Source organism: Acidovorax sp. BLS4 (assembly GCF_032929295.1).
Lineage (GTDB): Bacteria > Pseudomonadota > Gammaproteobacteria > Burkholderiales > Burkholderiaceae_C > Paracidovorax.
This window is the reverse complement of sequence record NZ_CP136797.1, coordinates 3,411,675-3,438,015: the sequence shown is the minus strand read 5'-3', so window position 1 is coordinate 3,438,015 and position 26,341 is coordinate 3,411,675. Positions and strand designations below refer to the sequence as shown.

The window sequence follows — 26,341 nt, the reverse complement described above, 5'->3', positions numbered from 1 at the left end:
CGCTGGGGGCGGGCGGCCAGCCCCTAGCCGGCGCCGTGCGCGCCGGTCAGGTTCAAGAAGTGGTCCAGCATGTGGAAATGGTCCTCGAAGAAGGCCTCTTCCATGGCCGCCAGGTCCGCGACCGGTATCCACTGCACCTGCATGGCGTCGTCATCGGCCTGCACCGCAGGGAACGGCACATCGCCCAGGTCGAAGTAGTGGGCGTGCGTGATGGTGCGCCCGCGCTGGCTGCGGTCGGGGTGGTCGAAGACGGCCGTGGCGCGCAGCGCGCGGCGCAGGGTGGCGTCAGGCACGTCGCAGTGCGTCTCTTCGGCCAGCTCGCGCAGGCACGACTGCCACAGCGTCTCGCGCTGCTCGATGAAGCCGCCCGGCATGGCCAGCTGGCCCTTGCCCGGGGCGTGCGCGCGGCGGATGACGAGCACGTGGTCCTGGCAGCGAAGCACCGCGTCCACCGTCACGAACACCGGCGGGTACGGCGCCTGCGCCCACGATTCGCGGTAGCTGCGCAGCACGCGCCATTCTTCCTGCAGCGCCGCGTAGTGCGGCTGCCGGGCGAACACGTCCAAAAATTCGAGCGTGCTGGCCGGCATCTGGTCGGCCAGGGGGCCGAGCGCCGTCAGCACGCCCTGCGGCGCCGCGCCGAAATACGCGTCGCGGATGGCGGTGGCATCGATGGTGCCCTGCCGGTCCATGGGGATCAGCGACCAGCCGGGGAAGGCGTCCAGGTAGCTGCTGGTCGCGTCCTTGAAATGGCCGACCAGGCCGATGCGCGCATCGGGCAGCACGTGCGTGGACACGGCGCGCAGCACCGCCGCCACCCACAGGGCCTCGTTGTAGTGATCGCGCACGGGCAGCACGGTCAGCCGGGCCCGGTCGGCCTCGGGCAGGGCATTGCGCAGCATGGCTTCGCGCTCGGCCCAGGTGAACGGGTTCTTAGGCGATCGGGCCTGCCAGGCCGAGCCCATGACCACGATCACGTTGTTGGCGCTGTCCAGCGCGCGCTGCAAAAGGGCCAGATGGCCGTTGTGGACGGGCTCGAAGCGGCCGATGTAGATGGCGGTGTCGTACATGTGTGTTCCGGTTGGGCGTCCCGCGCCGTGAGCGGCGCCGTCGGGGCTGCTGGGAATGTAGCCGGGCGGGCCGGGGCGGGCGGCGGGCGCTGCGAATGCACCGACCGCTCCGCATGGGTCACCGCGCGGCCGGATTCATGGGCCTGCTATAAAAATAATAGCTATATGCCCTAGTAATGATTGCGCTGGGGGCATTTTTGATGCAAACCTCTCTGTGGCGCAGGCCACCGCCTCACACATACCGCGCCGCAATCGGCATCTGCCGCCCGGTGCCGAAGGCCTTGGCCCGCACACGCACGATGGGCGGGGCCTGGCGCCGCTTGTATTCGCTGCGCGCCACCAGCATGCGCACGCGGTGCGCCAGGGCCCGGCCGTCCGCGCTGGCCTGCAGCTGGCGCGCAAAGGCCTGGGCGTTGGCGTATTCGGCGCGCGACAGGCCTTCGCCTTCGATGAGCAGCTTGAGGATCTCGTCCAGCACGGGGTAGGGCGGCAGGCTGTCGTCGTCCTTCTGGCCGGGCGCGAGCTCGGCCGAGGGCGGCTTGTCGATGATGGCCTGGGGAATGATCTCGCGCCCCGTGTTCTCGTTCACGTGGCGCGACAGCTCGAACACCTCGGTCTTGTACAGGTCGCCCAGCAGGCCCAGGCCGCCGTTGGTGTCGCCGTACAGCGTGCAGTAGCCCACCGAGATTTCCGACTTGTTGCCGGTGGTGAGCAGCAGGTGGCCGAAGGCGTTGGAAAACTCCATCAGCGTCGTGCCGCGGATGCGGGCCTGCACGTTCTCCAGCGGCAGCCCGCGCAACGGCTGCCCGAAGCTCGTCTCGAACTGCGCGGAAAAGCCCGCCACCAGGTCCGCGATGGGGTGGGTGTGCAGCACCACGCCCAGGTTGCGGCACAGCTGCACCGAATCGTCCACCGAGCCGCTGGACGAAAACCGCGAGGGCATGGTGATTCCCACCACGTTCTCCGGCCCCAGTGCTTCGGCCGCCAGCGCCAGCGTGAGCGCGCTGTCGATGCCGCCCGAGCTGCCCACCACCGCCTGGGTGAACCCGCAGCGGCGTGCGTAGTCCCGCAGACCCAGCACGATCTGCTGGCGGTAGAACGCCATGGTGGGCAGGCCCTCGCGCGGCACGGGCGGCAGGTCGGTGCCATCCAGCCGGGCGAAGTGGCCGTTGTCCAGCAGCTGCACGGTGGACACGTCCTCCTCAAAGCGGCGCGATTCGAAGACCACACCGTCCTCGGGCTCGACCGCGAAGGAGGCGCCGTCATAGACCAGCTGGTCGTGTCCGCCGACCTGGTTCACGTAGACGATGGGCAGGCCGTGCCGCCGCGCCGCATCGCCGAACACCTGGTGGCGCAGTTCGCGCTTGCCGATGTGGCTGGGGCTGGCGTTGATGCTCACCACCAAATCGGGCGCGGCATCGGCCATGCGCTGGAAGGGGTTGGTCTGGTAGTCGGCGCCGCTGTCGTTCCAGCCGTCCTCGCACACGATGAACCCCACCTGCGAGGTGCCGATGCGCAGCACCTTGGCCACGTCCGGGCCGGGCTCGAAATGGCGGCGCTCGTCGAAGACGTTGTAGGTGGGCAGCAGCTGCTTGGCATAAGACAGCCGCACCTCGCCCGCCCGCAGCACCCGCAGCGCATTCAGCAGCCGCTTGCCCGGCCCCGGCGTGCGCACCGGCATGCCGACCACCCAGTGCAGCGCAGGCAGGCCGGCCGATGCCTCGCACAGCCGCGCCAGGCCCGCGTCCAGGCGTTCGAGAAAGGCGGGCTCCTCCAGCAGGTCGCCCGGGTAGTAGCCGCACAGCGACAACTCGGAGAACACCACGAGGTCGGACTGCGCGGCCGCGGCCTCCTGCGCGGCGGCGATCATGCGCTCGACGTTGCCTTCGATGTCGCCCACGGTGAGGTTGAGTTGGGCCAGGGTGATGCGGAGCATGGGGTCTTTCCTTTCTGTCTTTCTTCTTCAAGCGGCGATGGTTCGGTGGCGGGGCGGCGGCGTGCCGCGGCGCCTCATGGCGGTGGCACGTTGAACACCTGCCGCAGGTAGGCCAGGTAGGTTTCGTCGTCGCACAGCGTCTTGCCCGGGCTGTCCGAGAGCTTGGCCACCGGCTGGCCGTTGGCATGGGTGATCTTCATCACGATGTTGAGCGGCGCCACGCCCATGTCGTTGGTGAGCTGCGTGCCGATGCCGAAGCCCAGTTGCACCCGGTCGCTGAAATGGCGGTGCAGCGACAGCGCCTTGTCCACGTTCAGTCCGTCGGAGAACACGAGTCGCTTGGTGTGCGCGTCGATGCGCAGGCGGGCGTAGTGCGCCAGCGCCTTCTCGCCCCAGGCCACCGGGTCGCCCGAATCGTGGCGCAGGCCGTCGAACAGCTTGGCGAAGTACAGGTCGAAGTCGGCCAGGAAGGCGTCCATGCCCACCGTGTCGGTCAGCGCGATCCCGAGGTCGCCCCGGTACTCCTGCACCCAGTCCTCCAGCGCCGCTTTTTGAAAGTCGCGCAGCCGTACGCCCAGGGCCTGGTAGGTCTGCAAATACTCGTGCGCCATGGTGCCGATGGGCACCAGGTTCAGGTCGCGCGCCAGCATCACGTTGGAGGTGCCCTTGAACCACTGCGGCGCCTGCTGTGCGAAGGCTTGCACCACCTCGCGCTGCCACGCGCCGCTGTAGCGCCGGCGCAGCCCGAAGTCGAACATCTCGAACGGGTGCGTGCGCTCGGACTCGCCCGAGAGCGCCTGCACGTGCGCGATCTTGTCCGCCAGCCGGCGGCGTCCTTCGGCCAGCGCCGCGGCCGGGTCGAAGCGGCGGAAATACAGCTCGTTCACGATCGCCAGCACGAAGATCTCGAACCCCATCACATGCACCTGCGGGCCGCGCGCCACGATGTGCAGGTCGCCGCCCTCGGCCCGTGCCTCGATGAACGCGCGCTGGAACTGGAACAGGCGCAGAAAGTCCACGAAGTCGCTTTTGATGAAGCGCAGGCCGGCCAGGTAGTCCAGCTCACCGGGGGAAAACCGCAGCGTGCACAGCGCGTCCAGCGCCGCGTTCACTTCGCCGAGCAGCTCGGCCAGCGGATAGGCCGGCCGGTTGCGGCAGACGAAGCGATATTCGGCCTGCGTCTGCGGGTGGCCGTGCAGCAGCGCCTGCCACATCGTGAATTTGTAGAGATCGGTATCGAGCAGGCTGGTGATGACGGGTTGCATGGCGTTTGCTATGTTTTTAGGAAGGGATGCCGGGAGCGAACCTGCGCTAGAGGCGGATTTCATCGCTGCGGGCCAGTTGCGCCCCCTGGCCCCGCAGCGCGTCCAGAAAGTCCTGCTGCTGCGCACCGAAGCCGGCCACGGGCGCCATGCAGTCGGTCAGCAGCACGAGGCGTTCCGCCCGCCAGCCCGGCTGCAGCCGGGGCAGGTGCTGCACGATGTGCTCGGTGGTGGCGCGCACGCAGTGGCTGCCGGCCTCGCCCGCAACGACGAGGCGGTCCGCCGTCCCCAGGGCGTGGAGCAGCCGGGTGTTGAGCAAGGTAGCGGGGTCGTCGGCATCGGGCACCTCGGCCTCGATGGCGCTGTAGTGCTCGGTCCAGGGGTTGGTGCCCTTGAACACGGGGTGCACCGCGCGCTGGCGCTGTGCCTGCCACGCGCCGCAGGCGGCCAGGACGTCGGCATGCACGCCGTGGCCCCAGCTGCCGATCTCGCAGTGCACGGGCCACACCATCAGCGTGTAGCGCCCTTGCGCCTCCAGCGCGTCCAGGTAGGCCAGCACGCGGGGCAGGGCTGCGGCATCGCGCGGGGCGAACGCGCCGGCGCGCACCTGCGCCGCGGTGATGGTCGTGAACGGAGCGACCTCGCCGCCATCGCCCTGGCGCCAGAACGGGGGGTGCGCCACGTCGTAGCGCTGGTGCGAGTCGAGCGTGACGGTGATCGCCTCCAGCGCCGGGCCCTGGCGCCGGATGAAGGCGGCCAGGCGCTGCATGTCGGCATGGGCGCCGGGCACGGGCAAGGCGGGGGCGATGGACTGGCCGGTGAGCGGGTGCGCCGGCTGCCACTCGGTGGGCAGGTCGCAGAAATCGTTCTGGGGGTCGATCACCAGCAGCTGGGTCGTCAAGGGGCGGTTCATGGATCGGGTCATGGTGCAAGGTCCTCGGGGCAATGGGTGCAGTCTATTCCTGTTAGTTTGACTTTGCAACTAAGTGGGCCGAAAGGCATTGCCAGGAAATGAAAAACCGGTCGGCGTGACTGGATGGGTGGCATCGGCATTCCGGGAGTGGTAGGCTCGTTCGTCCAATCCTGCACATAACCATCCCCTCGATGTCCTCCGCTGCTTCGCCCGCCGTCATCTGCACCGTGGATACCGTGCTGCTCACGCTGCAGGGCGGCGCCCTCCACGCGCTGCTCGTGCGCCGCGACAAGGCCCCCTATGTCGGCGCGTGGGCTTTGCCGGGGGGCTACATCCATGCGCAGGACGATGCCGATGCCCAGGCCAGCGCCGCGCGCGTGCTGCGCGAGAAGGCCGGCTTGCAAAGCCCTTACCTGGAGCAGCTCGCCACGTTCTCGGGCCTGGCGCGCGATCCGCGGGGCTGGTCGCTGGCGGTGGCCTATTGCGCGCTGGTGCCTGGCGAGGCGCTCCAGGGCATCCCGCCCCGGCAGGGCGTGAAGCTGGTGCCGGTCGATGCCTTGCCGCCCCTGCCGTTCGATCATGGCGCCATGGTGGATGCGGCGCTGGCGCGCGTGCGCAGCAAGAGCCTGTATTCCTCGATGCCTGTGCATTTGTGCGGCGACGTATTCACCCTGCCGCAGCTGCAGGCGGTGTACGAGGCGGTGCTGGGCGAGCCGCTCAACAAGGTGAGCTTTCGCCGCAAGATGGACGAGCTGGACATGCTCGAACCCGTGCCCGGCCTGGTGCAGGGCGGTGCCCACCGGCCCGCGCAGATGTACCGCCTGCGCCCCGCGTTCCGCAAGGCCCTGGCACTGTCGTCCCGGGCGCTCTGAACAGAAAAAAGCCCCTTGCGGGGCTTGGGACGAACGGAGCAAGACGCATCTCAGGCGGCGACCGCCTTGGCTTCGTCGTAGGTTTGCAGGTACTGCTTCGCGAGTTCGGTCTTCTGCTTTTCGGTAAGCAGCTTGCCGGCCATCTGGAAGAACCGGTGTTCCTCTTCCTCCAGATGGTGCCGCACCTTCTCGCCCAGTTTTTTGGCCACCGCCAGCCAGGCGGAGCTGCCGGGGTCGGCGGCCTCCAGGTCTTCGACCAGTTCGTCCAGGGCATGGTGCTCCGCGATGGCGTGGCGCGACAGGTCGATGCCGGCATCGTGCTCCATGAGCGGCCGGTAGAAGTGGCGGTCTTCGGCCAGCTCATGGGCCGCCAGTTCTCGCTTGAGCTCGAGGAACCGCTCGTGCCGCTCCGGGGTGTCGCCGCTGGTGGCCTCCACCTGGCGGACCATGTCGCGCTGCCGCTCGTGGCTTTCGCGCAGGGCTTCGAAGATGTTCATGCGCGCGGCCCCTTCACTTGAGCGCCTTGCGTGCCGCGCCGATGCCCAGCACGGCCAGCACGACGAAGACCACGGCGATCACCAGGAAGATGAAGAACAGGATCTTCGCGATGCCGGCAGCGCCCGCAGCGACCCCGGTGAAACCCAGCGCGCCAGCGATGAGAGAGATGATGGCGAAGACGATGGCGTATTTCAGCATGGTGAGGACTCCGGTGGGATGAGGTATGGAGCGATCATTTCAGCGCTGCCGCGTCACGGGCGTCAGCAGAGCGGGGCTGCGGCTGTAGGAAAGGTGCGCGGGCAAGGCGGCAGACGGCGCGGGGAGGGCAAGGGCTTCTTCCGCCCGTCGCACCCGTTCAGCCACTGCGCAGGTCAAGCCATGACCGCAATTGGCCGTAGTGGCGATGGATGACCCGCGGCACGTGGCGGCCGTTAGCGGCTCAGGCGCTTGTGCTTTTGCTCGTGCCGGGGGCCGACTGGCTGGCTTTTCTATTGGCGTTCCGGGCTTCGACCAGCAGATGCAATACCTTGGGGTGGCCCTTCGATTTCGCCAATCGTTCGGCTCGCGCCAGGCTGCCGTGCGCGCCTGCGTCCAGCAGCAGTTTCACCACGTCCGCATGTCCGTTAGCCGCTGCCTGGGTCAGAGCCGTCTCGGAGGATTCGCCGGACCAGCGTTCCAGGTTGCCCGCAAGACCGTGGCGCAGCAGCAGCGCGATCACTTCGGCGTGGCCGTTCGACGCCGCCAGCATGGTGGCGTTTTCCCCATAGAACTTGGTGGCGTGCACGTCGCCGGCGGCTTCTTGCTTCAGCAAGGTCTCCATGACCTCGGCATGCCCATTGCGGGCCGCGAGCATGAAGGGCGTCAGACCGTCCAGATCGGTCGATGTCGAATTCACTTTCGCATCCAAAAGCCGTTCCACAGCGGGTGCGTGACCATTCTTCGCGGCCGCGAAAATGGCGGAATACCGAAGCTCGGTTCTGCGATCGGCCTGCGCGCCCGCTTTCAGCAGCAGGGACATGATCGCGACGTTGCCGCTTTCCGCCGCTCGCATCAGCGGCGTGGTTCCGTCCCGAGTGTCGCGATCAACGTTCGCCTTGGCATCGATCAGCAGCCTTGCCGCACGGGCATTCTGTTGCCCCACGGCCCGCATGAGTGCGCATTCCCCACGCCAGTCGCGCTGGTTCAAATGGCTGCGGCTCACCAGCATGGTGGCCATTTCGTAGTGGCCGTTGTCGAGGGCCTCCATCAGCGGCGTCACGCCGCCGTGCAACATCCCGGTATAGGCATTGGGCTTGGCGCCTGCCTTCAGCAGCAGCCGTGCAACCCCCATGCGGCCCTGGCGGGCCGCCTCGTGCAGTGCCGTCCTGCCGTCGCTGCTCGTCACGCCTACCTGGGCGCCGGCGCGGTGCAGCATTTGCACGAGGACCTCGTTGCCAGCGGCGGCGGCCACCATGAGCGGCGTCCTGCCGGTACTGGATTTCTGGTCCAGCATGCCGCGGTTCTTGGGGTCCTTGAGGGACGCCTGCACCAGGATGCCCACGGAGGCCACGTCGCCCGCCTGGGCTGCAAGGTACAGGGCTGTTTCTCCATTCTTGTTGCGGGTATCGATCGAAGCACTCGCGCCCAGCAGCTTGTGGACCATGGCGGTTTGGCCATAGCGCGCTGCGTGCATCAGGGGTGTGTCCCCCCGGGCATTGACCGCTTGCAGTGCCGCAGCGGACGCAAGCAGGGTCACGACCGAATCGGCTCCCGCAGCGACGGCGTGGTGGAGCAGGGTGTTTTGATTCTGGTCTTTCCATGACGATGGCATGGGCAACACGACCAGCAAGCTGGCCAGCGCCAGGTCGCCGGCCATGAGGCTTTGCGCCACCGCTTGGGGTCGTTCTTGCTCCGGGAGCTTGTCCACTTCCTCCGCAGCCTGGTTCAGCAGGAAAAATTCCGCTTCCGCGGAGGCCTCCCGGTAGCGCTTCAATGCCGGATGCATCAGGGCGGCCTGCCATTGGGTGCTCGTCGCCGAGGTGCCGTTGCGGACCATGTTCCAGACTTTGGCGGGATCGAGGCTGCGCAGCTCCTCGGGGTCCTGGGTCGCGGTGAGGGCGCTCATGAGCAGCGCGGACGGCCACTCCACGGCAGGAGAAAGGTCGGACAGCCGCATGCCGCGGTAGCCGACCCCGCCGGCCTTGTCCATCTCCTTCACGTAGAAATCTCCGTCGGCAATGCGCTTGATCCGGCGGTTGCCCTCGTCCGTCAATACGGTATCGACGACCTCGAACTTCTCTTTGTCGAGCAGCCCCTGTTCCTTCAGGTTCTTTGCGATGACGCGCATCAGCAGTGCGGGATGCTCGAGAACGGAATAGGGCGCGTCTTCATCGCCGGTGGGCTCGTGTTCCGAGATGACGACCCAGGCGGGAATCTTGCCGAACCGCCCTTGCAATCCGGCCTCCATGGATTCGCTGTACGCCTTGTGCAACTGGCCCGCCGTTTCCTCCGTCAGCGGGCGGCCCAGGTGGGGCCTGAAACGCTCCTTCACCTCGCTCAGGCATTCCTCGGCGAGTTGCCGAACCAGCTCGACCGGGTTCACGCGGGCTTGCACAAACGCCGCGGCCTCCTGCACATGGGCGCTGACGGTGCGCACATCGACGAAGCTGTCGCTGCGTTCCGTGACACCGAACTGATCCGCCAGGAAATTGCGGTAACCGTTGACGAAATGGATTTCGCTGGCCTCGTAGTGTTCGAGTCCTTTGTGCTTGGACTGGCTGAAGTCGCGCAGCGCCTGGTCCAGCATGTCCTCCCACACCCTTTTGGCGTGGGTGTGCAGGCCTTGGGTCAAGTTCAGGTCCTGGGCGGCCATGATCAGGTTGGTCGTGGTGCCGTCGGAGCAGACCAGCAGTCCTGACGCCAGGTTCTCGATGATTTCCATGCGTCTGGAAAGCGGGATCGTGTGGTCCGCCACGGCCGTGCACAGGGTGTCCAACGAGGCCTTGCCTTCGCCGTAGAGGCGCGATATCTGGGTGGAATAGTGGCCTGCCATGCCACCCTCCACCCGGCTTTTGAAGATGTCCAGCGCCTTGATGGACTGCTGGGATCTGGAGGAGGGATGTTCTTCGAGAAAGGTTTTCAGTTTGCCGATGCCTGCCCGGTACTGCGTCATGAGCTGCTTGCCCCGGCCCGATTTTTCGAAAGCCGGTATCGAAGTCCCGTCAAGGCTCGGTTCGTAGCGCACGGCTTCTTGCGGCGCGTAAGGCTCCGCAGCCGCGGTCGCGCGGGGCGGTTTGTGGAATTGCGGTGTGATCTGCATGGTCAGACTCCGGGATGCCGGGACCATACGGGGCTGCGCGCGAGGTCGGTGCGCGCATCCGAAGCAGTTGCCGTGTTACCGCTGTTGCGCTACCCGCAGGCTCACATCGCTTCGCACATGGGCCTGCGCACGACTGGACCGCGGTGTCCGCGCGGCGGGCTTCCCGCCCGTTCACGCGGATCGCGGGGCGGGCTTATCGCCCCGCAGCCGCCCGCAGTGCCGCGGCCTTGTCGGTCTTTTCCCAGGTGAACTCGGGCTCTTCGCGGCCGAAGTGGCCGTAGGCGGCGGTCTTTTCGTAGATGGGGCGCAGCAGGTCGAGCATCTGGATGATGCCCTTGGGGCGCAGGTCGAAGTGCTCCTGCACCAGCTTGGCGATCTGGTCGTCCGGGATCACGCCCGTGCCTTCGGTGTACACCGTCACGTTCATGGGGCGGGCCACGCCGATGGCATAGGCCACCTGGATCTGGCACTGGCGCGCCAGGCCCGCGGCGACGATGTTCTTGGCCACGTAGCGCGCGGCGTAGGCGGCCGAGCGGTCCACCTTCGTCGGGTCCTTGCCGCTGAACGCGCCGCCGCCGTGGGGGCAGGCACCGCCGTAGGTGTCCACGATGATCTTGCGGCCGGTCAGGCCGCAATCGCCTTGCGGGCCGCCGATGACGAATCGGCCGGTGGGGTTGATCAGGTACTTGGTGTCCTGGAGCCACTCGCTGGGCAGCACGGGCTTGATGATCTCCTCGATGATGGCCTCGGTGAAGCTGGCCTTCATCTTGGTGGAGGTCTCGCTCTGGTCGGGGTGGTGCTGGGTGGAGAGCACCACGGTGTCGATGCTGTGGGGCTTGCCGTCCACGTAGCGCATCGTGACCTGGCTCTTGGCGTCGGGCCGCAGGAAGGGCAGGCGCCCGTCCTTGCGCAGCTGGGCCTGGCGCTCGACCAGGCGGTGGGCGTAGTAGATGGGCGCGGGCATCAGCTCGGGCGTCTCGTCGCAGGCGTAGCCGAACATCAGGCCCTGGTCGCCGGCGCCGGTGTTCAGGTGGTCGTCGCTCGCCTGGTCCACGCCCTGGGCGATGTCGTTGCTCTGCTTGTCGTAGGCCACCAGCACCGCGCAGCCCTTGTAATCGATGCCGTAGTCGGTGTTGTCGTAGCCGATGCGCTTGATGGTGTCGCGCGCGATCTGGATGTAGTCCACGTGCGCGTTGGTGGTGATCTCGCCCGCCAGCACCACGAGCCCGGTGTTGGTGAGGGTCTCGGCCGCCACGCGGCTGCGGGGGTCCTGCTTGAAGATCGCGTCCAGAATCGCGTCGGAAATCTGGTCGGCGACCTTGTCGGGGTGGCCTTCCGAGACGGATTCGGAGGTGAAAAGGAAATCGTTCGCCATTTGAATAAACTCCTGTGTTCCGGCATTTTGGGCGTTGCCCTCAGCCTTGGGAGCTTTGGCGAACGCTTTAGCAGATTTGTTTTACGTCGCCCTGCAAGTTGCTCATTTAACTCAGCGACCGCGCCATTTTAATGCCAACCCTTTTCCGTTTCCTTTCCCGGCTTCCGCTCTGGCTCGCCCATGCCCTCGGCGCGGCCGCGGGCTGGCTGGTTTTCTGCCTCTCGCCCACCTACCGGCGGCGCTTTCGCGAGAACGCGGCGCGGGCCGGCTATTCGTTCGGACAGGTGCGTGCGGCCGTGGGCCACGCCGGCCGCATGGCGGCCGAACTGCCCCGCCTGTGGCTGCGCGAGCAGACCCCGTGCCGCATCGAGAACGCCGCCGTGGTGGAGCGGGCCTGGGGCGCGGGCAAGGGCATCGTCTTTCTCACGCCGCACCTGGGCTGCTTCGAGCTGTCGGTGCAGGCCGCGGCCCAGCGCTGGGCCGCCGAGCGCGGACCCATCACCATCCTGTACCGCCCCGCGCGCCAGCCCTGGCTGGCCGGCGTGATGGCCACCGCTCGCAACCGACCTGGCATTCGCGCGGTGCCCACGGCACTGACGGGCGTGCGCCAGATGATCAAGGCGCTGCGCCGCGGCGAGGCCGTGGGCCTGCTGCCCGACCAGGTCCCGCCGCAGGGCCAGGGCGTGTGGTCGCCGTTCTTCGGCCGCGAGGCCTACACCATGACCCTGGCCGCGCGGCTGGCGCAGCAGACGGGCGCCGCCGTGGTGCTGGCGCGCTGCGAGCGGCTGGGCGCCGGCCGCGGCTATGTCTTGCATTTCGAGGAGTTGTCCGTGCCCCTGTCCGAAGACCTTGACGCGGCCGTGCTGCAGATCAACCAGGCGATGGAGCACACCATCCGCCAGAGCCCCGACCAGTACCTGTGGGGCTATGCCCGCTACAAGCAGCCGCGGGCCGAAGCGCACGCCGCAGGGGCCGCGGCATGACGGGCCGCATGAACGTGTGGCTGATGGGCGTGCTGGCCCGCCTGCCGCTGCCGGTGCTGCGCGGCCTGGGCTGGGTGATCGGCCAGGTGCTGTACCGGCTGGCCGCGCCGCGCCGCAAGGTGGCGCTGCGCAATCTGGAGCTGTGCTTTCCCGATGCGTCCCCCGCCCAGCGGCGCGCCTGGGCCCGCGAGACCTTCGTGCGCTTTTGCCAGACCTGGCTGGACCGCAGCTGGCTGTGGATGGCGCCGCGCGCCGTGGTCGAAAAGCGACTCACCATCCACGGCGCGCTGCACGAGCTGGACGGCGATGCGCCCACCATCATCTTCGCGCCGCATTTCCTCGGCATGGATGCGGCGGGCACGGCGCTCACCCTGCAGACCGACCGGGCCTTCACCTCGATCTTCACGCCGCACCCGGACCCGGCCGTGGACGCCTGGCTGTTCGCGGGCCGCCAGCGCTTCGGCAACGTGCGCATGCTCAACCGGGGCGACGGCGTCAAGCCCATCCTGAGCGGGCTGCGCAAGGGCGGGCTGCTGTATTTGCTGCCGGACATGGACTTCGGCCCGAGCGAGTCGGTCTTCGTGCCGTTCTATGGCGTGCGCGCGGCGACGATCCCCTCGCTGTCGCGCTTCGCCCGCCTGGGCCGCGCCAAGGTCGTGCCGCTGGTGGGGCGCCTGACCCCCACCGGCTACAGCGCCGAGATGATGCCGGCGTGGGAGCACTTTCCCACCGACGACCTGGAGGCCGACACGGCCCGCATGAACCGCGAGCTGCAGCAGTGGATCGACACCATGCCGGGCCAGTACTACTGGGTGCACAAGCGCTTCAAGTCGCGCCCGGACGGCGAGCCTTCGGTGTACCAAAAATGAAAGCAATCTGTAGCCGAATCGGCGCCACGCCGGCGGTTTGATTGCCTGTATTGCTATTGATTATGTAGCGTTTGGGGCGTCAGGCTTTCGGTGATGGCCTGAATCACCGCCGCCGGCTGCTCGTGCACGATCCAGTGCGAGGCGCCCGGCACCTCGGTGCGGGTGAGCGAAGGCACCCACTGCGCGAGCCCCTGCAGCAGCCCAGGCAGCAGGGCCGGGTCGTCCAGGCCCCAGACCACGCGGGTGGGCACGTTCACGGTGAGCATCGAATCTGGCAGGGTGAGCGCGTCGGCGGCGGGATCGCCCTCGCGCGGCGGGCGCAGCGGGCTGGCGCGGTAGTAGTTGCACGGGCCCGTCAGGCCGGCGCCCCAGGTGGCGCGGTACTGGTCGCGCACCTCGGGGGTGAGCCACGCGGGCGCCGTGCCGTCGGCTCGGTCGAAAAAGCCGAACAGGCGCCGGAAGTCGTCGGCCGCAAGCAGCGCCTCGGCGTCCGGCCGGCAGAGAAAGTGCATGTACTCGCTGGCCGCCTGCTGGGCCGGGTTGCTCTGCAGCTCGCGCAGGAACGTGCCCGGGTGCGGCGAATTGACGATCACCAGCCGCTGCATCAGCTCAGGCCGCTGGTTGGCCAGGTTCCAGGCCACTGCGCCGCCCCAGTCGTGCGCGATCAGCGCGGCCAGGGGCTGCGAGTCGCCGCATTCGGCCGCGATCAGGGCCGTGATGTCCTGCACCAGGTGCTTGGCGCGGTAGGCGGCCACGTCCGGCGGGGCGCTCGACGGCGCGAAGCCGCGCAGCCAGGGCGCCACGCAGCGGTAGCCGCCGTGGGCCGGGTCGGCGAAGTGCTCCAGCAGCGCATCCCAGATGAAGGCGCCTTCGGGAAACCCGTGCAGGAACAGCAGCACCGGGCGGCCGCGCTCGCCGCGGGTGCGGCAGTGCAGCGTGGTGCCGTGGGGCAGGGCGTGCGCAATGGTGTCGATCATGGTGCTCTGCCTTGGATCGCAGCCCGCGCATGACCTGTCTGCGCGGGCGCCTAGTTGTCTTCCGAATCCTCGTCCAGGGGCGCCTCTTCGGTGCCGTCCTGCGCCTCGGGCGACGGGCCGGCCACTGGGTGGGACCACTGCCACAGCAGTTGCGCCACCTCGTCCACCCCTTGCTTCTTGAGGGCCGAGAACATCTTGACCTCGCCGCCGCCGGCCTGCAGTCGCGTGATGGACAGCACCTTGGCCTGTTCGGCGCGGGTGAGCTTGTCGGCCTTGGTGAGCAGCACCAGGAATTTCAGGCCCGATTCGACGCGCGGGCGCACGGCCTCCAGCAGTGCCTCGTCCAGCTCGGTCAGGCCCAGGCGCGGGTCGCACAGCAGCACGATGCCGGTCAGGCTCTGGCGGGTGACCAGGTAGCTCAGCATCACCTGCTGCCAGCGGATCTTGTCCGAGCGCGACACGGCGGCGTAGCCGTAGCCGGGCAGGTCGGCCAGCACGGCGTCGGTCACGCCCTGCTTGCCCAGCGAGAACAAATTGATGTGTTGCGTGCGACCGGGCTTCTTGGAGGCGAAGGCCAGCTGCTTTTGCTGCGTGAGCGTGTTGATGCAGGTGGACTTGCCGGCATTGGAGCGGCCGACGAAGGCGATCTCGGGCACATCGATGGGGGGCAGGTGGTGCAGTTGCGCTGCCGTCGTCAGGAACCGCGTGGTGTGCATCCACCCCATGGCGACTTTGGCGTCCGGTGCGGGCGGGAGGGAGCCAGCAACTGGCGCATGTGATGTAGTCGTCATAACGGGGGTTACCAAGGATAGAGGGCCAGGGGGTCGCATTGTAGAATCGCGCCGTTTTGCGCCCATAACACAAGAACCCTCGATATGAAGAAATTGCTTGCTCCCATGCTGATGGCTGCCGTGCTGGCAGTTGCTGCTTTCCCGGCTTTTTCTCAGGGGGCCGCCCCCGCTGCCGCGGCGCAAAAACCCGCCAAGCCGGATCTGGCCAAGGGTGAGGCCACCTTCACGGCCGTGTGCGTTGCCTGCCACGCGGCCGACGGCAACTCCGCCATCGCCATCAACCCCAAGCTGGCCCAGCAGCACCCCGAATACCTTGTCAAGCAGTTGCAGGAGTTCAAGTCCGGCAAGCGCAACAACCCCGTCATGAAGGGCTTCGCCTCGGCCCTGTCCGATGACGACATGCGCAACATCGCCTGGTGGGTGGCGTCCAAGCAGGCCAAGCCGGGCTTCGCCAAGGACAAGGAACTCGTCGCCCTGGGCGAGCGCATCTACCGCGGCGGCATCGCCGACCGCAACATCGCCGCCTGCGCCGGCTGCCACAGTCCCAACGGCGCGGGCATTCCGGTGCAGTACCCCCGCCTGTCGGGCCAGCACGCCGACTACACCGCCGCGCAGCTCGTCGCCTTCCGCGACGGCGTGCGCAGCAACAGCCTGCAGATGACGCAGGTCGCCGCCAAGCTCAACGACCGCGAGATCAAGGCCGTCGCCGACTACATCGCTGGCCTGCGTTGACCTGGGTCAATCCCCCGGGCCGGCCACCGTGCCGCGCCCCTGAACCAACCGCCGATAATCACACCCAAGACGGGCGGGTCCATCTGAACGGATGGCCCGCCCTTTTGTCTTTCGTCCATGTCTGAAACCACCCACGGCATCCGCATCCACACCCGCTCGCAGGCCATGCGCGCGGCGGTGGAACTGCTGTCGTCCATGCGCTTCGCGATCTCGCTGCTGACGGTGATCTGCATCGCCTCGGTGATCGGCACGGTGCTCAAGCAGCACGAGCCCGCCGCCAACTACGTGAACCAGTTCGGGCCGTTCTGGGCCGAGCTGTTCATGGCGCTCAAGCTCAACGCGGTGTACAGCGCCTGGTGGTTCCTGCTGATCCTGGCGTTCCTGGTGGCGAGCACCTCACTGTGCATCGCGCGCAACGGCCCGCGCTACCTGGCCGACGTGCGCAACTACAAGGAAAACGTCCGCGAGCAAAGCCTGGAGGCCTTCGGGCTGCGGGCCAAAGGGCCGCTGCCCGGCGAAACCCCCGAGGCCGCCGCGTGCCGCATCGGCGACATGCTGGCCGGCGGCGGCTGGAAGGTGCGGCTGCAGCAGCGCACCACGCCGGCCGGGCCTGGAACGGGCTGGATGGTGGCGGCCAAGGCGGGTGCGGCCAACAAGATCGGCTACATCGCGGCGCACAGCGCCATCGTGCTGGTGTGTGTGGGCGGCCTGCTGGACGGCGACCTGGTCGTGCGCGCGCAGATGTGGCTGGGCGGCAAGACGCCGTACAACGGCGGCGGATTGATCTCCGAGGTCCGGCCCGAGCACCGCCTGTCCGAGCGCAACCCGACCTTCCGCGGCAACCTGCTGGTGGCCGAGGGCACGCAGTCGAGCACCGCCATCCTGAACCAGTCCGACGGCGTGCTGCTGCAGGAGCTGCCCTTCGCCATCGAGCTCAAGAAGTTCATCGTCGAGCACTACTCCACCGGCATGCCCAAGCTCTTCGCGAGCGAGATCGTCATCCACGACAAGGCCACCGGAGAGGCCACGCCCGCGCGCGTGGAGGTCAACCACCCGGCGAGCTACCGCGGCATCGAGATCTACCAGTCGAGCTTCGACGACGGCGGCTCGCGCCTGCAGCTTCGCGCGGTGCCGCTCGCGCCCGGCATAGCACCCTTCGACGTGGAGGGCGTGGTGGGCAGTTCCACGCCGCTCACCGCCAGCGCCGCGGGCCAGCCGTTCACGCTGGAGTTCACCGCGCTGCGCACCATCAACGTCGAGAACTTTACCGACACCGGCGCCGTCACCTCCGGCGCGGACGTGCGCAAGGTGGACCTGCGCCAGGCCATTGAGGCGCGCCTGGGCGCGGGCAACAAGACCGTGACCCGCAAGGAGCTGCGCAACATCGGCCCCAGCGTGAGCTACAAGCTGCGCGACGCGGCGGGCCAGGCGCGCGAATTCCACAACTACATGCTGCCGCTGGACGCGGGCGACGGGCAGCCCGTCTTCCTGCTCGGCGTGCGCGACACGCCGTCCGAGCCGTTTCGCTTCCTGCGCATTCCGGTGGACGACCAGGGCAGCATGCAGGGCTTCGTGCGCATGCGCGTGGCGCTGGCCGATCCGGCGCTGCGCGAGCAGGCGGTGCGCCGGTATGTGGCCAAGGCGGTGGACCCCGCGCGCCCCGAGCTGGCCGAGCAGCTGGCGCAGTCGACCGTGCGCGCCCTGTCGCTCTTTGCCGGGGCGGACGCCGGCGCGGCAGGCGCCACCACGGGCAAGGGCGGTGCGCCGGGCCGCGGCGGCCTGCAGGCGATCTCGGACTTCATGGAGGCCAACGTGCCGCCGGCCGAACGCGAGCGGGCGGGCGAGGTGCTGATCCGCATCCTGAACGGCGCGCTGTTCGAGCTGGCCCAGCTCACGCGCGAGCGTGCGGGCCTCAAACCCCTGGCGCAGAGCGATGCCACCCAGGCGTTCATGACGCAGGCGGTGCTGTCGCTCAGCGACGCGCAGGCCTACCCCGTGCCCCTGGCGTTCGAGCTCAAGGACTTCACCCAGGTGCAGGCGAGTGTCTTCCAGGTGGCCCGCGCGCCGGGCAAGAACATCGTGTACCTTGGCTGCGCGCTGCTGATCATTGGCGTGTTTTCGATGCTCTACGTGCGCGAACGGCGCCTGTGGGTGTGGCTGGTGCCCCAGGACGGGGGCGCCCAGGCCACCATGGCGCTGTCGAGCAACCGCAAGACCCTGGACGGCGACCGCGAGTTCGCCCGGCTCACCGACAAACTCATCGGGGCGCGGCCCCACGGAGACACCGCATGAACACCGCCGCCACGGACGCTGCCCGCGATCGCACGGATCGCGCCGACCGCACCATCACCCTGAACGAGGGGTTCCTGGCCCGGCGCAATGCCTTCGACTGGGTCTTCGCCGCGCTGGTCGCGGCGGGCGGGCTGTTTGCGCTGCAGCGCTACGGCGCGTTCATGGATGTCTACGAAAAAGGCATCCTGCTCGGCGCCATTCCCTGCACCGTGTGGCTGGGCTGGTTCTGGCGGCCGCTGCGGGTGCTGATGGTGGTGGTGGCGGCCTTCGCCCTGGCGGCCATCGGCCTGTACCAGCAGGACGGCGCCGGCAGCCTGGCGCGCGCCGACACGGTGTTCGGCCTCAAGTATTTCCTGTCCAGCCAGTCGGCCATCCTGTGGATGAGCATGCTGTTCTTCATGAGCACGGCGTTCTACTGGATCGGCATGTTCTCCCGCGGCGAGGGCCGCACCCTGTCGCTGCTGGGCTCGCGCCTGGCGTGGGTGGGCATCGGCATGGCGCTCATCGGCACGCTGGTGCGCTGGTACGAGAGCTACCTCATCGGCGCCGACGTGGGCCACATCCCGGTCAGCAACCTGTACGAGGTGTTCGTGCTGTTTTGCTGGATGACCGCGGCCTTCTACCTCTATTACGAGGCGCAGTACGAGACCCGCGCGCTGGGCGGCTTCGTCATGCTGGTGGTCAGCGCCGCCGTGGGCTTTCTGCTCTGGTACACCGTGGTGCGCGAGGCGCACGAGATCCAGCCCCTGGTGCCGGCCCTGAAGAGCTGGTGGATGAAGCTGCACGTGCCCGCCAACTTCATCGGCTACGGCACCTTCGCGCTGTCGGCCATGGTGGCGTTCGCCTACCTCATCAAGCAGCAGGCCGGCGAGACGCGCTGGTACAAGCTCGCGCCCCTGTGGCTGCTGGGCGTGGTGCTGTGCTTCGAGCCCATCGTGTTCCGCCAGGGCGCCACCGAGAACGGCGGCGCTTACTGGATGGTGTATTTCGGCGTGTCGGCGTTCATCGTGGCGGGCATCCTGCTCGGGCGCCGGCGCATCGCGGCCCGTCTACCGTCGTTCGAGGTGCTGGACGATGTCATGTACAAGGCCATCGCCGTGGGCTTCGCCTTCTTCACCATCGCCACGGTGCTGGGCGCGCTCTGGGCGGCCGAGGCCTGGGGCGGCTACTGGAGCTGGGACCCCAAGGAGACCTGGGCGCTGATCGTGTGGCTCAATTACGCGGCCTGGCTGCACATGCGCCTGATGAAGGGCTTGCGCGGCACCGTGTCCGCCTGGTGGGCGCTGGTGGGGCTGGGCGTGACCACATTCGCCTTCCTGGGCGTGAACATGTGGCTGTCGGGGCTGCACAGCTACGGAACGTTGTAGCCCACAATGAATCCTTTCGGGGCCGGTGCGCGTATAACCGGCATCGTCCCCCCGAACCACAAGGATTCCCCATGCCGATTCCCCGCAGAGACAACGGCTTCATCCACGCCGCCAGCAGCGAAATCACCCCCCGCGCCGTCTATGAAGGCCGGCGCGACCTCATCAAGCTCATGGCTGGCGGCGCTGTCGGGGCGGCCCTGGCCACCTGGGCCGCGCGCGATGCCGGCGCCGAGGCCGCGCGTCCGGGCAAGCTGGCGGCCCTGGCCGGCGGCAAATCGGCGGTGGCGGGCGCCAACACCATGGAAAAGGTGACCGACTACAAGGACGCCAGCACTTACAACAACTACTACGAGTTCGGCGTGGACAAGGCCGACCCGGCCCGCAACGCCCACACCCTGAAGACCACGCCCTGGACGGTCGAGGTGGAGGGGCTGGTCAACAAGCCGGGCAAGTTCGGCATCGAGGACCTCATCAAGCTCAGCGCCCAGGAAGAGCGCATCTACCGCCTGCGCTGCGTCGAGGGCTGGTCCATGGTGATTCCGTGGGTGGGCTACTCGCTGGCCGAGCTGCTCAAGCGCGTGGAGCCGCAGGGCAGCGCCAAGTACGTGGAGTTCGTCACGCTGGCCGACAAGAAGACCATGCCCTTCGTCGGCTCCGCCGTGCTCGACTGGCCCTACACCGAGGGGCTGCGCATGGACGAGGCCATGCACCCGCTCACTCTGCTCACTTTCGGCATGTACGGCGAGGTGCTGCCCAACCAGAACGGCGCGCCGGTGCGGCTGGTGGTGCCCTGGAAGTACGGCTTCAAGAGTGCCAAGAGCATCGTCAAGATCCGCCTGACCGACAAGGAGCCGGGCACGGCCTGGAACAAGGCAGCCAAGCAGGAATACGGCTTTTATTCCAACGTGAACCCGAACGTGGACCACCCGCGCTGGAGCCAGGCCACCGAGCGGCGCATCGGCGAGGACGGCCTGTTCGCCAAGAAGCGCAAGACGCTGATGTTCAACGGCTACGAGGCCCAGGTGGCCTCGCTGTACGCCGGCATGGACCTGAAGAAGTTCTACTGACCCGCCCCGCGTCTGACATCCCGCCGCCAGCGCCTTCGAGGGCCGCCGCCATGAAAAAACTGCTGATGCATCCCGCCGCCAAGCCGGTGGTGTTCGCCCTGTGCCTGCTGCCGCTGGCGTGGCTGGTGTTCGGCGCCGCCACCGACCGGCTCGGCCCCAACCCGGCCGAGGCGCTGATCCGCGAGAGTGGCGACTGGGCGCTGCGGGCCCTGTGCCTGGCGCTGGCGGTGACGCCGCTGCGCGTCATCACGGGCACGCCGGCCCTGGCGCGCTTTCGGCGCATGCTGGGGCTGTTCGTGTATTTCTATGCGGTGTTGCACCTCGTGGCCTACGCCTGGCTGGACATGGGCTTCGACTGGCCGGAGATCGTGTACGACATCGGCAAGCGGCCTTTCATCCTGGTGGGCACGCTGGCCATCGTGCTGCTCACGCTGCTGGCGGCCACGTCGTTCAACCGCGCCATCCGCTGGCTGGGCGCCAAGCGCTGGCAGGCGCTGCACCGCATCGTCTATGCGGTCGCGGGGCTGGCGCTGCTGCACTTTTTCTGGATGCGCGCGGGCAAGAACAACTTCGCCGAGGTGGCGGTGTACGCGGCCATCCTGGGCGCGCTGCTGGGCTGGCGCGTGTGGAAGCGCTACGCCCGGCGCCCGGTGGCCGCCCGCACGGCATGATGCTATTAAAAGAATAGCAATATGCCCTAGTAGTTATTGTGCTGGAGGCCCTTTTGGCTAGGATCGCCCCTGCACGGCGTGCAGGGCCGGCCGCACCTGCCGCGTGGCCGGGTCGATGAAGGCCGTGGGGAACTGGTAGGCCCGGTCGTCGAACAGGTCGATGCCGCACATCAGGTTCTCGATCCAGTCGAAGAAATCGCCGATGGCCTTCGGTCCCATGATCGGCGCGCCGTGCTGGGGCACCAGCATGGCGATGTCCATCTGCCGCACCATGCGCACCCACAGCCGCAGGATCTTGTTGGACACCATGTAGCGGCGGTGGAACCCTTCCATGCGCGGAATGTGCGGCGCCAGATCGGTCACGGGCTCGCGCGCCTCGGTGCCCGAGGTCATCGACACGCCCAGGTCCCCCGTGAAGAGGATGCGGCTGACCGGGTCGTAAAAGTGGAAGTTGCCCTCGGAGTGCATGAAGTGCGCTGGCAGCAGCACCAGCTCGTGCCGCCCCAGCGGCAGGTGGCCGCCGCCGTCCGGCACGCCGATCACCCGGTTCTCCGTCTTGCCGACCTTGGTGAAATGCGGCGCGAAGCGCTCCCAAACGCGCGAGATCACCAGCGTGGCTTTGGTGCTGGTCATCCAGCGGTCGAGCGAGGCGATGATGTCCGGGTCGGCATGCGAGGCGATCAGGTACGACAGCTTGTGCGGCGGGAAATGCTTGGACATTCCCATGAACAGCTCGTTGAAGGCGAGGTTGCCGCCCGGGTCGATGATGGCGCCCGTGTCGCCGTCCACGATCAGGAATTGATTGGCCTGAACGGCCTGCCCGTCCTCCTCGATGAGGTCGGAGAACATCAGGCAGGCGTGGTGCTTGTCTCGGTACAGTTCCAGCGGTTCCAGTGCCATGGCATGCAGCATTCTTGAAAAATGCCAATGTAGGCCGCCCCCCGTGCCCGGGGCTTGATGCGAATCAAGCGTTGGCCAGTCAGCCCACCAGTTTCTCGTGGCGGAAGGTGTCGGCCGCCGATTCGCGCGCGCGGATCAGGTGGGCCTGCGTGCCATCCACCAGCACTTCGGCCGGGCGGGCGCGCGTGTTGTAGTTGCTGCCCATCGAGCTGCAATACGCGCCGGCCGACAGCACGGCCAGGTGGTCGCCCGGCTGCACCGCCAGCGTGCGGTCGCGGCCGATCCAGTCGCCGCTCTCGCAGACCGGGCCCACCACGTCGTACACCCCGGCCGCTGCGCCGGCCGCGGCCGCCTGCACGGGCACGATGGCGTGGAACGCCTGGTACATCGCGGGGCGCGGCAGGTCGTTCATCGCCGCATCGACGATGCAGAAGTTCTTCTGCTCGCCGGGCTTCACGTACAGCACCTCGGTCACGCACACCCCGGCATTGCCCACCAGCGAGCGGCCGGGCTCGATCATGAAATGGCGGTCACCGAAGCCGCGCGCATCCAGCTTGGCCAGCAGCTTGGCCCACAGCGCATCGGCGGCCGGTGGCGTGTCGCCGTTGTAGTCGATGCCCAGGCCGCCGCCGAAGTCGATGTGGTGGATCGGAATGCCTGCGGCCTCGATCTCCTCGATCAGGTCGAGCAGTCGATCGGTCGCGTCGAGGTAAGGTGTCTCGTCGGTGATCTGCGAGCCGATGTGGAAGTCGATGCCGGCCACCTTCAGCCCCGGCAGCGACGCGGCATGCTGGTAGGCCGCGACGATGCGCTCGTGTGCCACGCCGAACTTGTTGCCCTTGAGCCCGGTGGAAATGTAGGGATGCGTCTTCGGGTCCACGTTGGGATTGACGCGGATGCTGATCGGCGCCTTCGTGCCGAAGGCCACGGCCACCTCGCTCAGCACGTCCAGTTCGGACTCGCTCTCGACGTTGAAGCAGCCGATGCCGGCCTGCAGGGCCTGCCGCATCTCGGCCCGCGTCTTGCCGACGCCCGAGAAGATGATCTTGCGCGGATCGCCGCCGGCGGTCAGCACGCGTTCCAGCTCGCCACCGGACACGATGTCGAAACCGCAGCCCTGGCGCGCGAAAAGCTGCAGTACCGCCAGCGACGAGTTCGCCTTCATGGCGTAGCAGATCTGCACCTGGCGGCCGGCAAAGCCGCGCTGGTAGGCGGCCAGCGCGTCCAGCATGGACGCTTGCGAATAGACGTACAGCGGCGTGCCGTGCTGCCGCGCCAGGTCGGCCAGGGGGAGTTGTTCGATGAACAGTGCGTCGCCGCGGTAGGCGATGTGGGGATGGCCGGGCAGGGCAGGCAAGGTCATGGAGTCGGGGAGGAAGCGGAACGGGAGGGGGCGGTGGGGACGATCGGCGCCGGCGTGGGTGTGTCGCGCATCGGGTCCAGCGTCTGGGGCAGGGTGGCCCGCTGGCTGGCAGCGGGGTCGGTGGGCAGGTACAGCGGGCCGCGCTGGCCGCAGCCCGACAGGGCCGCCGCACTCGCAGCAAGGGCAAGCGTCCTGACTAGAATTTGCGATGCTCTCAACATCCGCCGATTCTAATGACTGACCTCGAATTCCTGGACCACGCGGAAAAGCTCCTGCTCGCTGTCGAGCAAGGCTGCGATCGCATCAACGACACCTCGGACGCCGACCTGGACGCACAACGCTCCGGAGGCATGGTGACTATCGCGTTCCAGAACGGCAGCCAGATCGTCATCAACCTGCAAAAGCCGCTGCACGAAATCTGGCTGGCCGCACAGTCCGGCGGCTACCACTACCGGTTCGACGGCCAGCGCTGGATGGACACCAAGGGGGCGGGCGAGTTCTTCGAAGCCCTGGACCGCAGCGCCAGCGAGCAGTCGGGACTGGCGCTGTCTTTCGCGCCCTGAGCGCCTTCGGCCTGTAACAAAAAAGCCCTTGCGCGATGGCCGCGCAAGGGCTTTTTTTGGTGGGACCGCGTGCCGGCGGTCCATGGGGTCAATTGCGGAACAGATCCAGGATCCGGTTGCGCTCCTCGGTCGGCGGGGGTGCCTGCGGCGGCGATCCTGGCACGGCGGCGGAGGCGTCTTCCATGCCCACGCTGGCGACACCCGCGTTGCGGGCGAACTCCTCATAGAACCATTCTCCGCCCACGTTCACCACGCCGGGCGGCACGGTGGGCTCGGCCACCGGGACGCCCTTGAGCGCGCGCTCCATGAAGCTGATCCAGATCGGCAGGCTCAGCCCGCCGCCGGTTTCGCGGCTGCCCAGGTTGCGGGGCGTGTCGTAGCCGATCCAGGTCACCGCGGCCACCGTGGGCTGGAAACCGGCGAACCAGGCATCGACGGCATCGTTGGTCGTGCCGGTCTTGCCGTACAGGTCGGGGCGCTTGAGCGTGGCCTGTGCACGCGCCGCCGTGCCGGAGCGGGTGACTTCCTGCAGAAGGCTGTCCATCACGAAGGCGTTGCGCGCATCGATTGCACGGGGGTTGTCGGAGGTGGCCGGCGGCTGGAAGTCCGACAGGATGCGGCCCTTGTGGTCGGTGACGCGGCTGATCAGGTAGGGGTTCACGCGGTAGCCGCCGTTGGCGAACACCGAATAGGCCGACACCATCTGCATGGGCGTGACCGACCCCGCGCCCAGCGCCATGGTCAGGTAGGGCGGGTGCTTTTCGGCGTCGAAGCCGAATTTGGATACCCATTCCTGGCCGTTCTTGGGGCCGACCGCCTGCAGGACGCGGATGGACACCACGTTCTTGGAGCGCGCCAGCGCGGTGCGCAAGGTCATCGGGCCGTCGTACTTGCCGTCGTAATTCTTGGGTTCCCAGGGCTGGCCGCCCGTGACGCCGGCGCTGAAGAACAGCGGGGCATCGTTCACCACGGTGGCCGGCGTGAAGCCTTTTTCCAGCGCGGCCGAGTAGATGAACGGCTTGAAGCTCGACCCTGGCTGGCGCCATGCCTGCGTCACATGGTTGAACTTGTTCTTGTCGAAATCGAAGCCGCCCACCAGGGCCTTGATCGCGCCGGTGCGCGGATCGACCGCCACCAGGGCGCCCTCGACTTCCGGCAGCTGGGTGATGTCCCAGGTCTTCTTGGGGGTCTGGATCACGCGGATCACCGCGCCGCGGCGAATCTTGACGTTCGGCGGCGCCTTGTCGCTCAGGCCCGACTGGGCCGGCTTCAGCCCGTCGCCGGTGATCTCGATCGGCTCGCCGCTGGCGCGCGCCGCCACGATCTTCTTGGGCGTCACCTCCAGCACCACCGCCGACATCACGTCCCCGTTGTCGGGATGCAGGGCGAGGGTGTCATCGATCACGTCCTCGGCTTCCTGGGCATTGGTGGGCAGGGCGACGAACTTCTCGGGCCCGCGGTAGTGCTGGCGGCGTTCGTAATCCATGATGCCCTTGCGCAATGCGACGTACGCGGCTTCCTGGTCGCCGGCATTGAGGGTCGTGTAGACGTTGAGGCCGCGGGTGTAGGCCTCGTTGCCGTATTGGGCGAAGATGAGCTGGCGGGCCATTTCTGCCACGTATTCGGCGTGGATGCGGGTGGAATCCGGGCCGGAGCGGATCTTCAGGTCCTCTTCCTTGGCGGCGGCGGCCTCCTGCGCGGTGATGAAACCGTTCTCCTGCATGCGGTCGATGATGTACAGCTGCCGGATGCGGGCGCGCTTGGGGTTGCTGATGGGGTTGTAGGCCGAGGGGGCCTTGGGCAGCCCGGCCAGCATGGCGGCCTCTGCGATGGAGATGTTCTGCAGGGGCTTGCCGAAATAAGCCTCCGAAGCCGCCGCAAAACCGTATGCCCTGTTTCCGAGATAAATCTGATTCATGTAGATCTCGAGAATCTGGTTCTTGGTCAGCAGGTGCTCCAATTTGAAGGTTAGTAATATTTCGTAAATTTTTCGGGTAAATGTTTTCTCGGATGACAAATAAACGTTCCGGGCTACCTGCATCGTGATCGTCGAGGCACCCTGGCTCTTCACACGGCCCATGTTGGCCAGCGCTGCGCGCACCACGCCCTTGTAGTCCACGCCACCGTGCTGGAAGAAGCGTGCGTCTTCGATGGCCAGCACCGCGTTGGTCATGACCTTGGGAATGTCCTGGATGGGAGTGAGGTTGCGCCGTTCCTCGCCGAACTCGCCCAGCAAAGCGCCTTCGACCGAGTAGACCCGCATCGGCAGCTTGGGCCGATAGTCCGCCAGGTCCGAAATGTCCGGCAGGTTGGGGTAAGCCACCGCCAGCGCCACGGCGATCGTGAGCGCCACGCCCACGGCGCCGGCCGCCGCCAGCCCGAGCAACCACGCTGCGCTTCGGACAATCCAGCGCCACCATGCCGGCCGTTTCGGCGGATTCGGGTTGGGGGTCTTGTCGGTAGGTGATGACGGCATAGCGTTCCAGGAGAGAGCAACCGGCCATTATAAAAATATGGGCCTCACCCGTCTGCCAAATCACGC

At 67.5% G+C, this 26,341-nt stretch carries 23 protein-coding genes; 9 read left to right on the top strand and 14 right to left on the bottom strand.

The features are described from left to right. Positions 1-23: 23 nt before the first annotated feature. The 4 genes from R1Z03_RS15970 to R1Z03_RS15955 form a co-directional block, all read right to left on the bottom strand. Positions 24-1,070, bottom strand: a complete 1,047-nt coding sequence (locus R1Z03_RS15970) for a bifunctional nicotinamide-nucleotide adenylyltransferase/Nudix hydroxylase (RefSeq protein WP_317352676.1) — start codon at positions 1,068-1,070, stop codon at positions 24-26. Between the two features lie 232 nt (positions 1,071-1,302). Next, positions 1,303-3,006, bottom strand: coding sequence for an NAD+ synthase (locus tag R1Z03_RS15965; RefSeq protein WP_317352674.1), 1,704 nt, complete (start codon positions 3,004-3,006; stop codon positions 1,303-1,305). Positions 3,007-3,080: 74 nt separating this feature from the next. Further along, entirely contained in the window at positions 3,081-4,271 is a 1,191-nt protein-coding gene (gene pncB / locus R1Z03_RS15960; protein WP_317352672.1) for a nicotinate phosphoribosyltransferase, read from the bottom strand. A 46-nt stretch (positions 4,272-4,317) separates the two neighbouring features. After that, complete coding sequence (locus R1Z03_RS15955; protein WP_317352670.1) at positions 4,318-5,193, bottom strand: cysteine hydrolase; 876 nt, start codon at positions 5,191-5,193, stop codon at positions 4,318-4,320. Between the two features lie 179 nt (positions 5,194-5,372). On the opposite strand from R1Z03_RS15955, the gene R1Z03_RS15950 reads away from it, so the two are divergent. Then, positions 5,373-6,053: an NUDIX domain-containing protein gene (locus tag R1Z03_RS15950; RefSeq protein ID WP_317352667.1), complete on the top strand. Its 681-nt coding sequence runs from the start codon at positions 5,373-5,375 to the stop codon at positions 6,051-6,053. Between the two features lie 50 nt (positions 6,054-6,103). Here R1Z03_RS15950 and R1Z03_RS15945 read toward each other — a convergent pair whose 3' ends face one another. The 4 genes from R1Z03_RS15945 to metK form a co-directional block, all read right to left on the bottom strand. Next, a complete protein-coding gene (locus R1Z03_RS15945; protein WP_317352665.1) occupies positions 6,104-6,550 on the bottom strand; it encodes a hemerythrin domain-containing protein in 447 nt (148 codons plus the stop codon). A gap of 13 nt (positions 6,551-6,563) precedes the next feature. Continuing rightward, positions 6,564-6,749 carry a DUF1328 family protein gene (locus tag R1Z03_RS15940; RefSeq protein WP_272567532.1) on the bottom strand — a complete coding sequence of 62 codons (186 nt, stop codon included), beginning with the start codon at positions 6,747-6,749 and terminating at the stop codon, positions 6,564-6,566. A gap of 241 nt (positions 6,750-6,990) precedes the next feature. Next, positions 6,991-9,849 carry an ankyrin repeat domain-containing protein gene (locus R1Z03_RS15935; RefSeq protein ID WP_317352662.1) on the bottom strand — a complete coding sequence of 953 codons (2,859 nt, stop codon included), beginning with the start codon at positions 9,847-9,849 and terminating at the stop codon, positions 6,991-6,993. Between the two features lie 193 nt (positions 9,850-10,042). Then, complete coding sequence (gene metK / locus R1Z03_RS15930; RefSeq protein WP_284396627.1) at positions 10,043-11,224, bottom strand: methionine adenosyltransferase; 1,182 nt, start codon at positions 11,222-11,224, stop codon at positions 10,043-10,045. Between the two features lie 131 nt (positions 11,225-11,355). Between metK and R1Z03_RS15925 the strand changes: the two genes are divergently transcribed. Together R1Z03_RS15925 and R1Z03_RS15920 are read left to right on the top strand one after the other, a co-directional pair. Then, positions 11,356-12,207 carry a lysophospholipid acyltransferase family protein gene (locus R1Z03_RS15925; protein ID WP_317352658.1) on the top strand — a complete coding sequence of 284 codons (852 nt, stop codon included), beginning with the start codon at positions 11,356-11,358 and terminating at the stop codon, positions 12,205-12,207. After that, on the top strand, positions 12,204-13,076 hold the full coding sequence (locus R1Z03_RS15920) for a lipid A biosynthesis acyltransferase (protein ID WP_317352655.1): 873 nt from the start codon (positions 12,204-12,206) through the stop codon (positions 13,074-13,076). Before R1Z03_RS15925 ends, R1Z03_RS15920 begins: the two co-directional genes overlap by 4 nt. A 53-nt stretch (positions 13,077-13,129) precedes the next feature. Here the strand turns inward: R1Z03_RS15920 and R1Z03_RS15915 are convergent, their stop codons facing one another. Beyond that, entirely contained in the window at positions 13,130-14,053 is a 924-nt protein-coding gene (locus R1Z03_RS15915) for an alpha/beta fold hydrolase (RefSeq protein WP_317352652.1), read from the bottom strand. A gap of 50 nt (positions 14,054-14,103) precedes the next feature. After that, positions 14,104-14,844 (bottom strand): ribosome biogenesis GTP-binding protein YihA/YsxC, encoded by a 741-nt coding sequence (gene yihA / locus R1Z03_RS15910; RefSeq protein WP_284425977.1) that lies wholly within the window; start codon positions 14,842-14,844, stop codon positions 14,104-14,106. Positions 14,845-14,928: 84 nt separating this feature from the next. Between yihA and R1Z03_RS15905 the strand changes: the two genes are divergently transcribed. The 5 genes from R1Z03_RS15905 to R1Z03_RS15885 all read left to right on the top strand — a co-directional run bounded on the left by R1Z03_RS15905 (position 14,929) and on the right by R1Z03_RS15885 (position 20,973). Next, positions 14,929-15,576 carry a cytochrome c gene (locus R1Z03_RS15905; protein ID WP_284425978.1) on the top strand — a complete coding sequence of 216 codons (648 nt, stop codon included), beginning with the start codon at positions 14,929-14,931 and terminating at the stop codon, positions 15,574-15,576. Positions 15,577-15,693: 117 nt separating this feature from the next. Next, positions 15,694-17,868: a cytochrome c biogenesis protein ResB gene (locus R1Z03_RS15900; protein ID WP_317352645.1), complete on the top strand. Its 2,175-nt coding sequence runs from the start codon at positions 15,694-15,696 to the stop codon at positions 17,866-17,868. After that, entirely contained in the window at positions 17,865-19,235 is a 1,371-nt protein-coding gene (ccsB, locus tag R1Z03_RS15895; RefSeq protein ID WP_317352643.1) for a c-type cytochrome biogenesis protein CcsB, read from the top strand. The genes R1Z03_RS15900 and ccsB overlap by 4 nt, the downstream gene beginning before the upstream one ends. Before the next feature lie 71 nt (positions 19,236-19,306). Then, complete coding sequence (gene msrP, locus R1Z03_RS15890; RefSeq protein WP_317352641.1) at positions 19,307-20,302, top strand: protein-methionine-sulfoxide reductase catalytic subunit MsrP; 996 nt, start codon at positions 19,307-19,309, stop codon at positions 20,300-20,302. 50 nt (positions 20,303-20,352) lie between these two features. After that, complete coding sequence (locus tag R1Z03_RS15885; protein ID WP_317352637.1) at positions 20,353-20,973, top strand: protein-methionine-sulfoxide reductase heme-binding subunit MsrQ; 621 nt, start codon at positions 20,353-20,355, stop codon at positions 20,971-20,973. Positions 20,974-21,030: 57 nt separating this feature from the next. Here the strand turns inward: R1Z03_RS15885 and R1Z03_RS15880 are convergent, their stop codons facing one another. The 3 genes from R1Z03_RS15880 to R1Z03_RS15870 all read right to left on the bottom strand — a co-directional run bounded on the left by R1Z03_RS15880 (position 21,031) and on the right by R1Z03_RS15870 (position 23,457). Then, positions 21,031-21,873: an MBL fold metallo-hydrolase gene (locus R1Z03_RS15880; RefSeq protein WP_272567546.1), complete on the bottom strand. Its 843-nt coding sequence runs from the start codon at positions 21,871-21,873 to the stop codon at positions 21,031-21,033. Positions 21,874-21,952: 79 nt separating this feature from the next. After that, the gene (gene lysA, locus R1Z03_RS15875; protein ID WP_317352634.1) at positions 21,953-23,236 is read right to left on the bottom strand and encodes a diaminopimelate decarboxylase; all 1,284 of its coding nucleotides are present in this window, start codon (positions 23,234-23,236) and stop codon (positions 21,953-21,955) included. Continuing rightward, a complete protein-coding gene (locus R1Z03_RS15870) occupies positions 23,233-23,457 on the bottom strand; it encodes a lipoprotein (protein WP_272567549.1) in 225 nt (74 codons plus the stop codon). Before R1Z03_RS15870 ends, lysA begins: the two co-directional genes overlap by 4 nt. 12 nt (positions 23,458-23,469) lie before the next feature. Here R1Z03_RS15870 and cyaY point away from each other — a divergent pair, with 12 nt between their 5' ends. After that, positions 23,470-23,799: an iron donor protein CyaY gene (gene cyaY / locus R1Z03_RS15865; RefSeq protein WP_272567550.1), complete on the top strand. Its 330-nt coding sequence runs from the start codon at positions 23,470-23,472 to the stop codon at positions 23,797-23,799. 88 nt (positions 23,800-23,887) lie between these two features. Here the strand turns inward: cyaY and R1Z03_RS15860 are convergent, their stop codons facing one another. Next, a complete protein-coding gene (locus R1Z03_RS15860) occupies positions 23,888-26,275 on the bottom strand; it encodes a penicillin-binding protein 1A (protein ID WP_284429907.1) in 2,388 nt (795 codons plus the stop codon). Positions 26,276-26,341: the final 66 nt, after the last annotated feature.

Excerpts from the sequence above, each read along its gene's own strand:
- R1Z03_RS15970 (WP_317352676.1), bottom strand. The coding sequence starts at position 1,070 with ATGTACGACACCGCCATCTACATCGGCCGCTTCGAGCCCGTCCACAAC.
- R1Z03_RS15950 (WP_317352667.1), top strand. The coding sequence starts at position 5,373 with ATGTCCTCCGCTGCTTCGCCCGCCGTCATCTGCACCGTGGATACCGTG.
- R1Z03_RS15955 (WP_317352670.1), bottom strand. The coding sequence starts at position 5,193 with ATGACCCGATCCATGAACCGCCCCTTGACGACCCAGCTGCTGGTGATC.
- R1Z03_RS15925 (WP_317352658.1), top strand. The coding sequence starts at position 11,356 with ATGCCAACCCTTTTCCGTTTCCTTTCCCGGCTTCCGCTCTGGCTCGCC.
- R1Z03_RS15945 (WP_317352665.1), bottom strand. The coding sequence starts at position 6,550 with ATGAACATCTTCGAAGCCCTGCGCGAAAGCCACGAGCGGCAGCGCGAC.
- R1Z03_RS15920 (WP_317352655.1), top strand. The coding sequence starts at position 12,204 with ATGACGGGCCGCATGAACGTGTGGCTGATGGGCGTGCTGGCCCGCCTG.
- R1Z03_RS15870 (WP_272567549.1), bottom strand. The coding sequence starts at position 23,457 with ATGTTGAGAGCATCGCAAATTCTAGTCAGGACGCTTGCCCTTGCTGCG.
- R1Z03_RS15915 (WP_317352652.1), bottom strand. The coding sequence starts at position 14,053 with ATGATCGACACCATTGCGCACGCCCTGCCCCACGGCACCACGCTGCAC.
- R1Z03_RS15860 (WP_284429907.1), bottom strand. The coding sequence starts at position 26,275 with ATGCCGTCATCACCTACCGACAAGACCCCCAACCCGAATCCGCCGAAA.
- R1Z03_RS15965 (WP_317352674.1), bottom strand. The coding sequence starts at position 3,006 with ATGCTCCGCATCACCCTGGCCCAACTCAACCTCACCGTGGGCGACATC.
- R1Z03_RS15885 (WP_317352637.1), top strand. The coding sequence starts at position 20,353 with ATGAAAAAACTGCTGATGCATCCCGCCGCCAAGCCGGTGGTGTTCGCC.
- ccsB (WP_317352643.1), top strand. The coding sequence starts at position 17,865 with ATGAACACCGCCGCCACGGACGCTGCCCGCGATCGCACGGATCGCGCC.
- metK (WP_284396627.1), bottom strand. The coding sequence starts at position 11,224 with ATGGCGAACGATTTCCTTTTCACCTCCGAATCCGTCTCGGAAGGCCAC.
- R1Z03_RS15880 (WP_272567546.1), bottom strand. The coding sequence starts at position 21,873 with ATGGCACTGGAACCGCTGGAACTGTACCGAGACAAGCACCACGCCTGC.
- msrP (WP_317352641.1), top strand. The coding sequence starts at position 19,307 with ATGCCGATTCCCCGCAGAGACAACGGCTTCATCCACGCCGCCAGCAGC.
- R1Z03_RS15940 (WP_272567532.1), bottom strand. The coding sequence starts at position 6,749 with ATGCTGAAATACGCCATCGTCTTCGCCATCATCTCTCTCATCGCTGGC.
- lysA (WP_317352634.1), bottom strand. The coding sequence starts at position 23,236 with ATGACCTTGCCTGCCCTGCCCGGCCATCCCCACATCGCCTACCGCGGC.
- cyaY (WP_272567550.1), top strand. The coding sequence starts at position 23,470 with ATGACTGACCTCGAATTCCTGGACCACGCGGAAAAGCTCCTGCTCGCT.
- R1Z03_RS15935 (WP_317352662.1), bottom strand. The coding sequence starts at position 9,849 with ATGCAGATCACACCGCAATTCCACAAACCGCCCCGCGCGACCGCGGCT.
- R1Z03_RS15905 (WP_284425978.1), top strand. The coding sequence starts at position 14,929 with ATGAAGAAATTGCTTGCTCCCATGCTGATGGCTGCCGTGCTGGCAGTT.
- yihA (WP_284425977.1), bottom strand. The coding sequence starts at position 14,844 with ATGACGACTACATCACATGCGCCAGTTGCTGGCTCCCTCCCGCCCGCA.
- pncB (WP_317352672.1), bottom strand. The coding sequence starts at position 4,271 with ATGCAACCCGTCATCACCAGCCTGCTCGATACCGATCTCTACAAATTC.
- R1Z03_RS15900 (WP_317352645.1), top strand. The coding sequence starts at position 15,694 with ATGTCTGAAACCACCCACGGCATCCGCATCCACACCCGCTCGCAGGCC.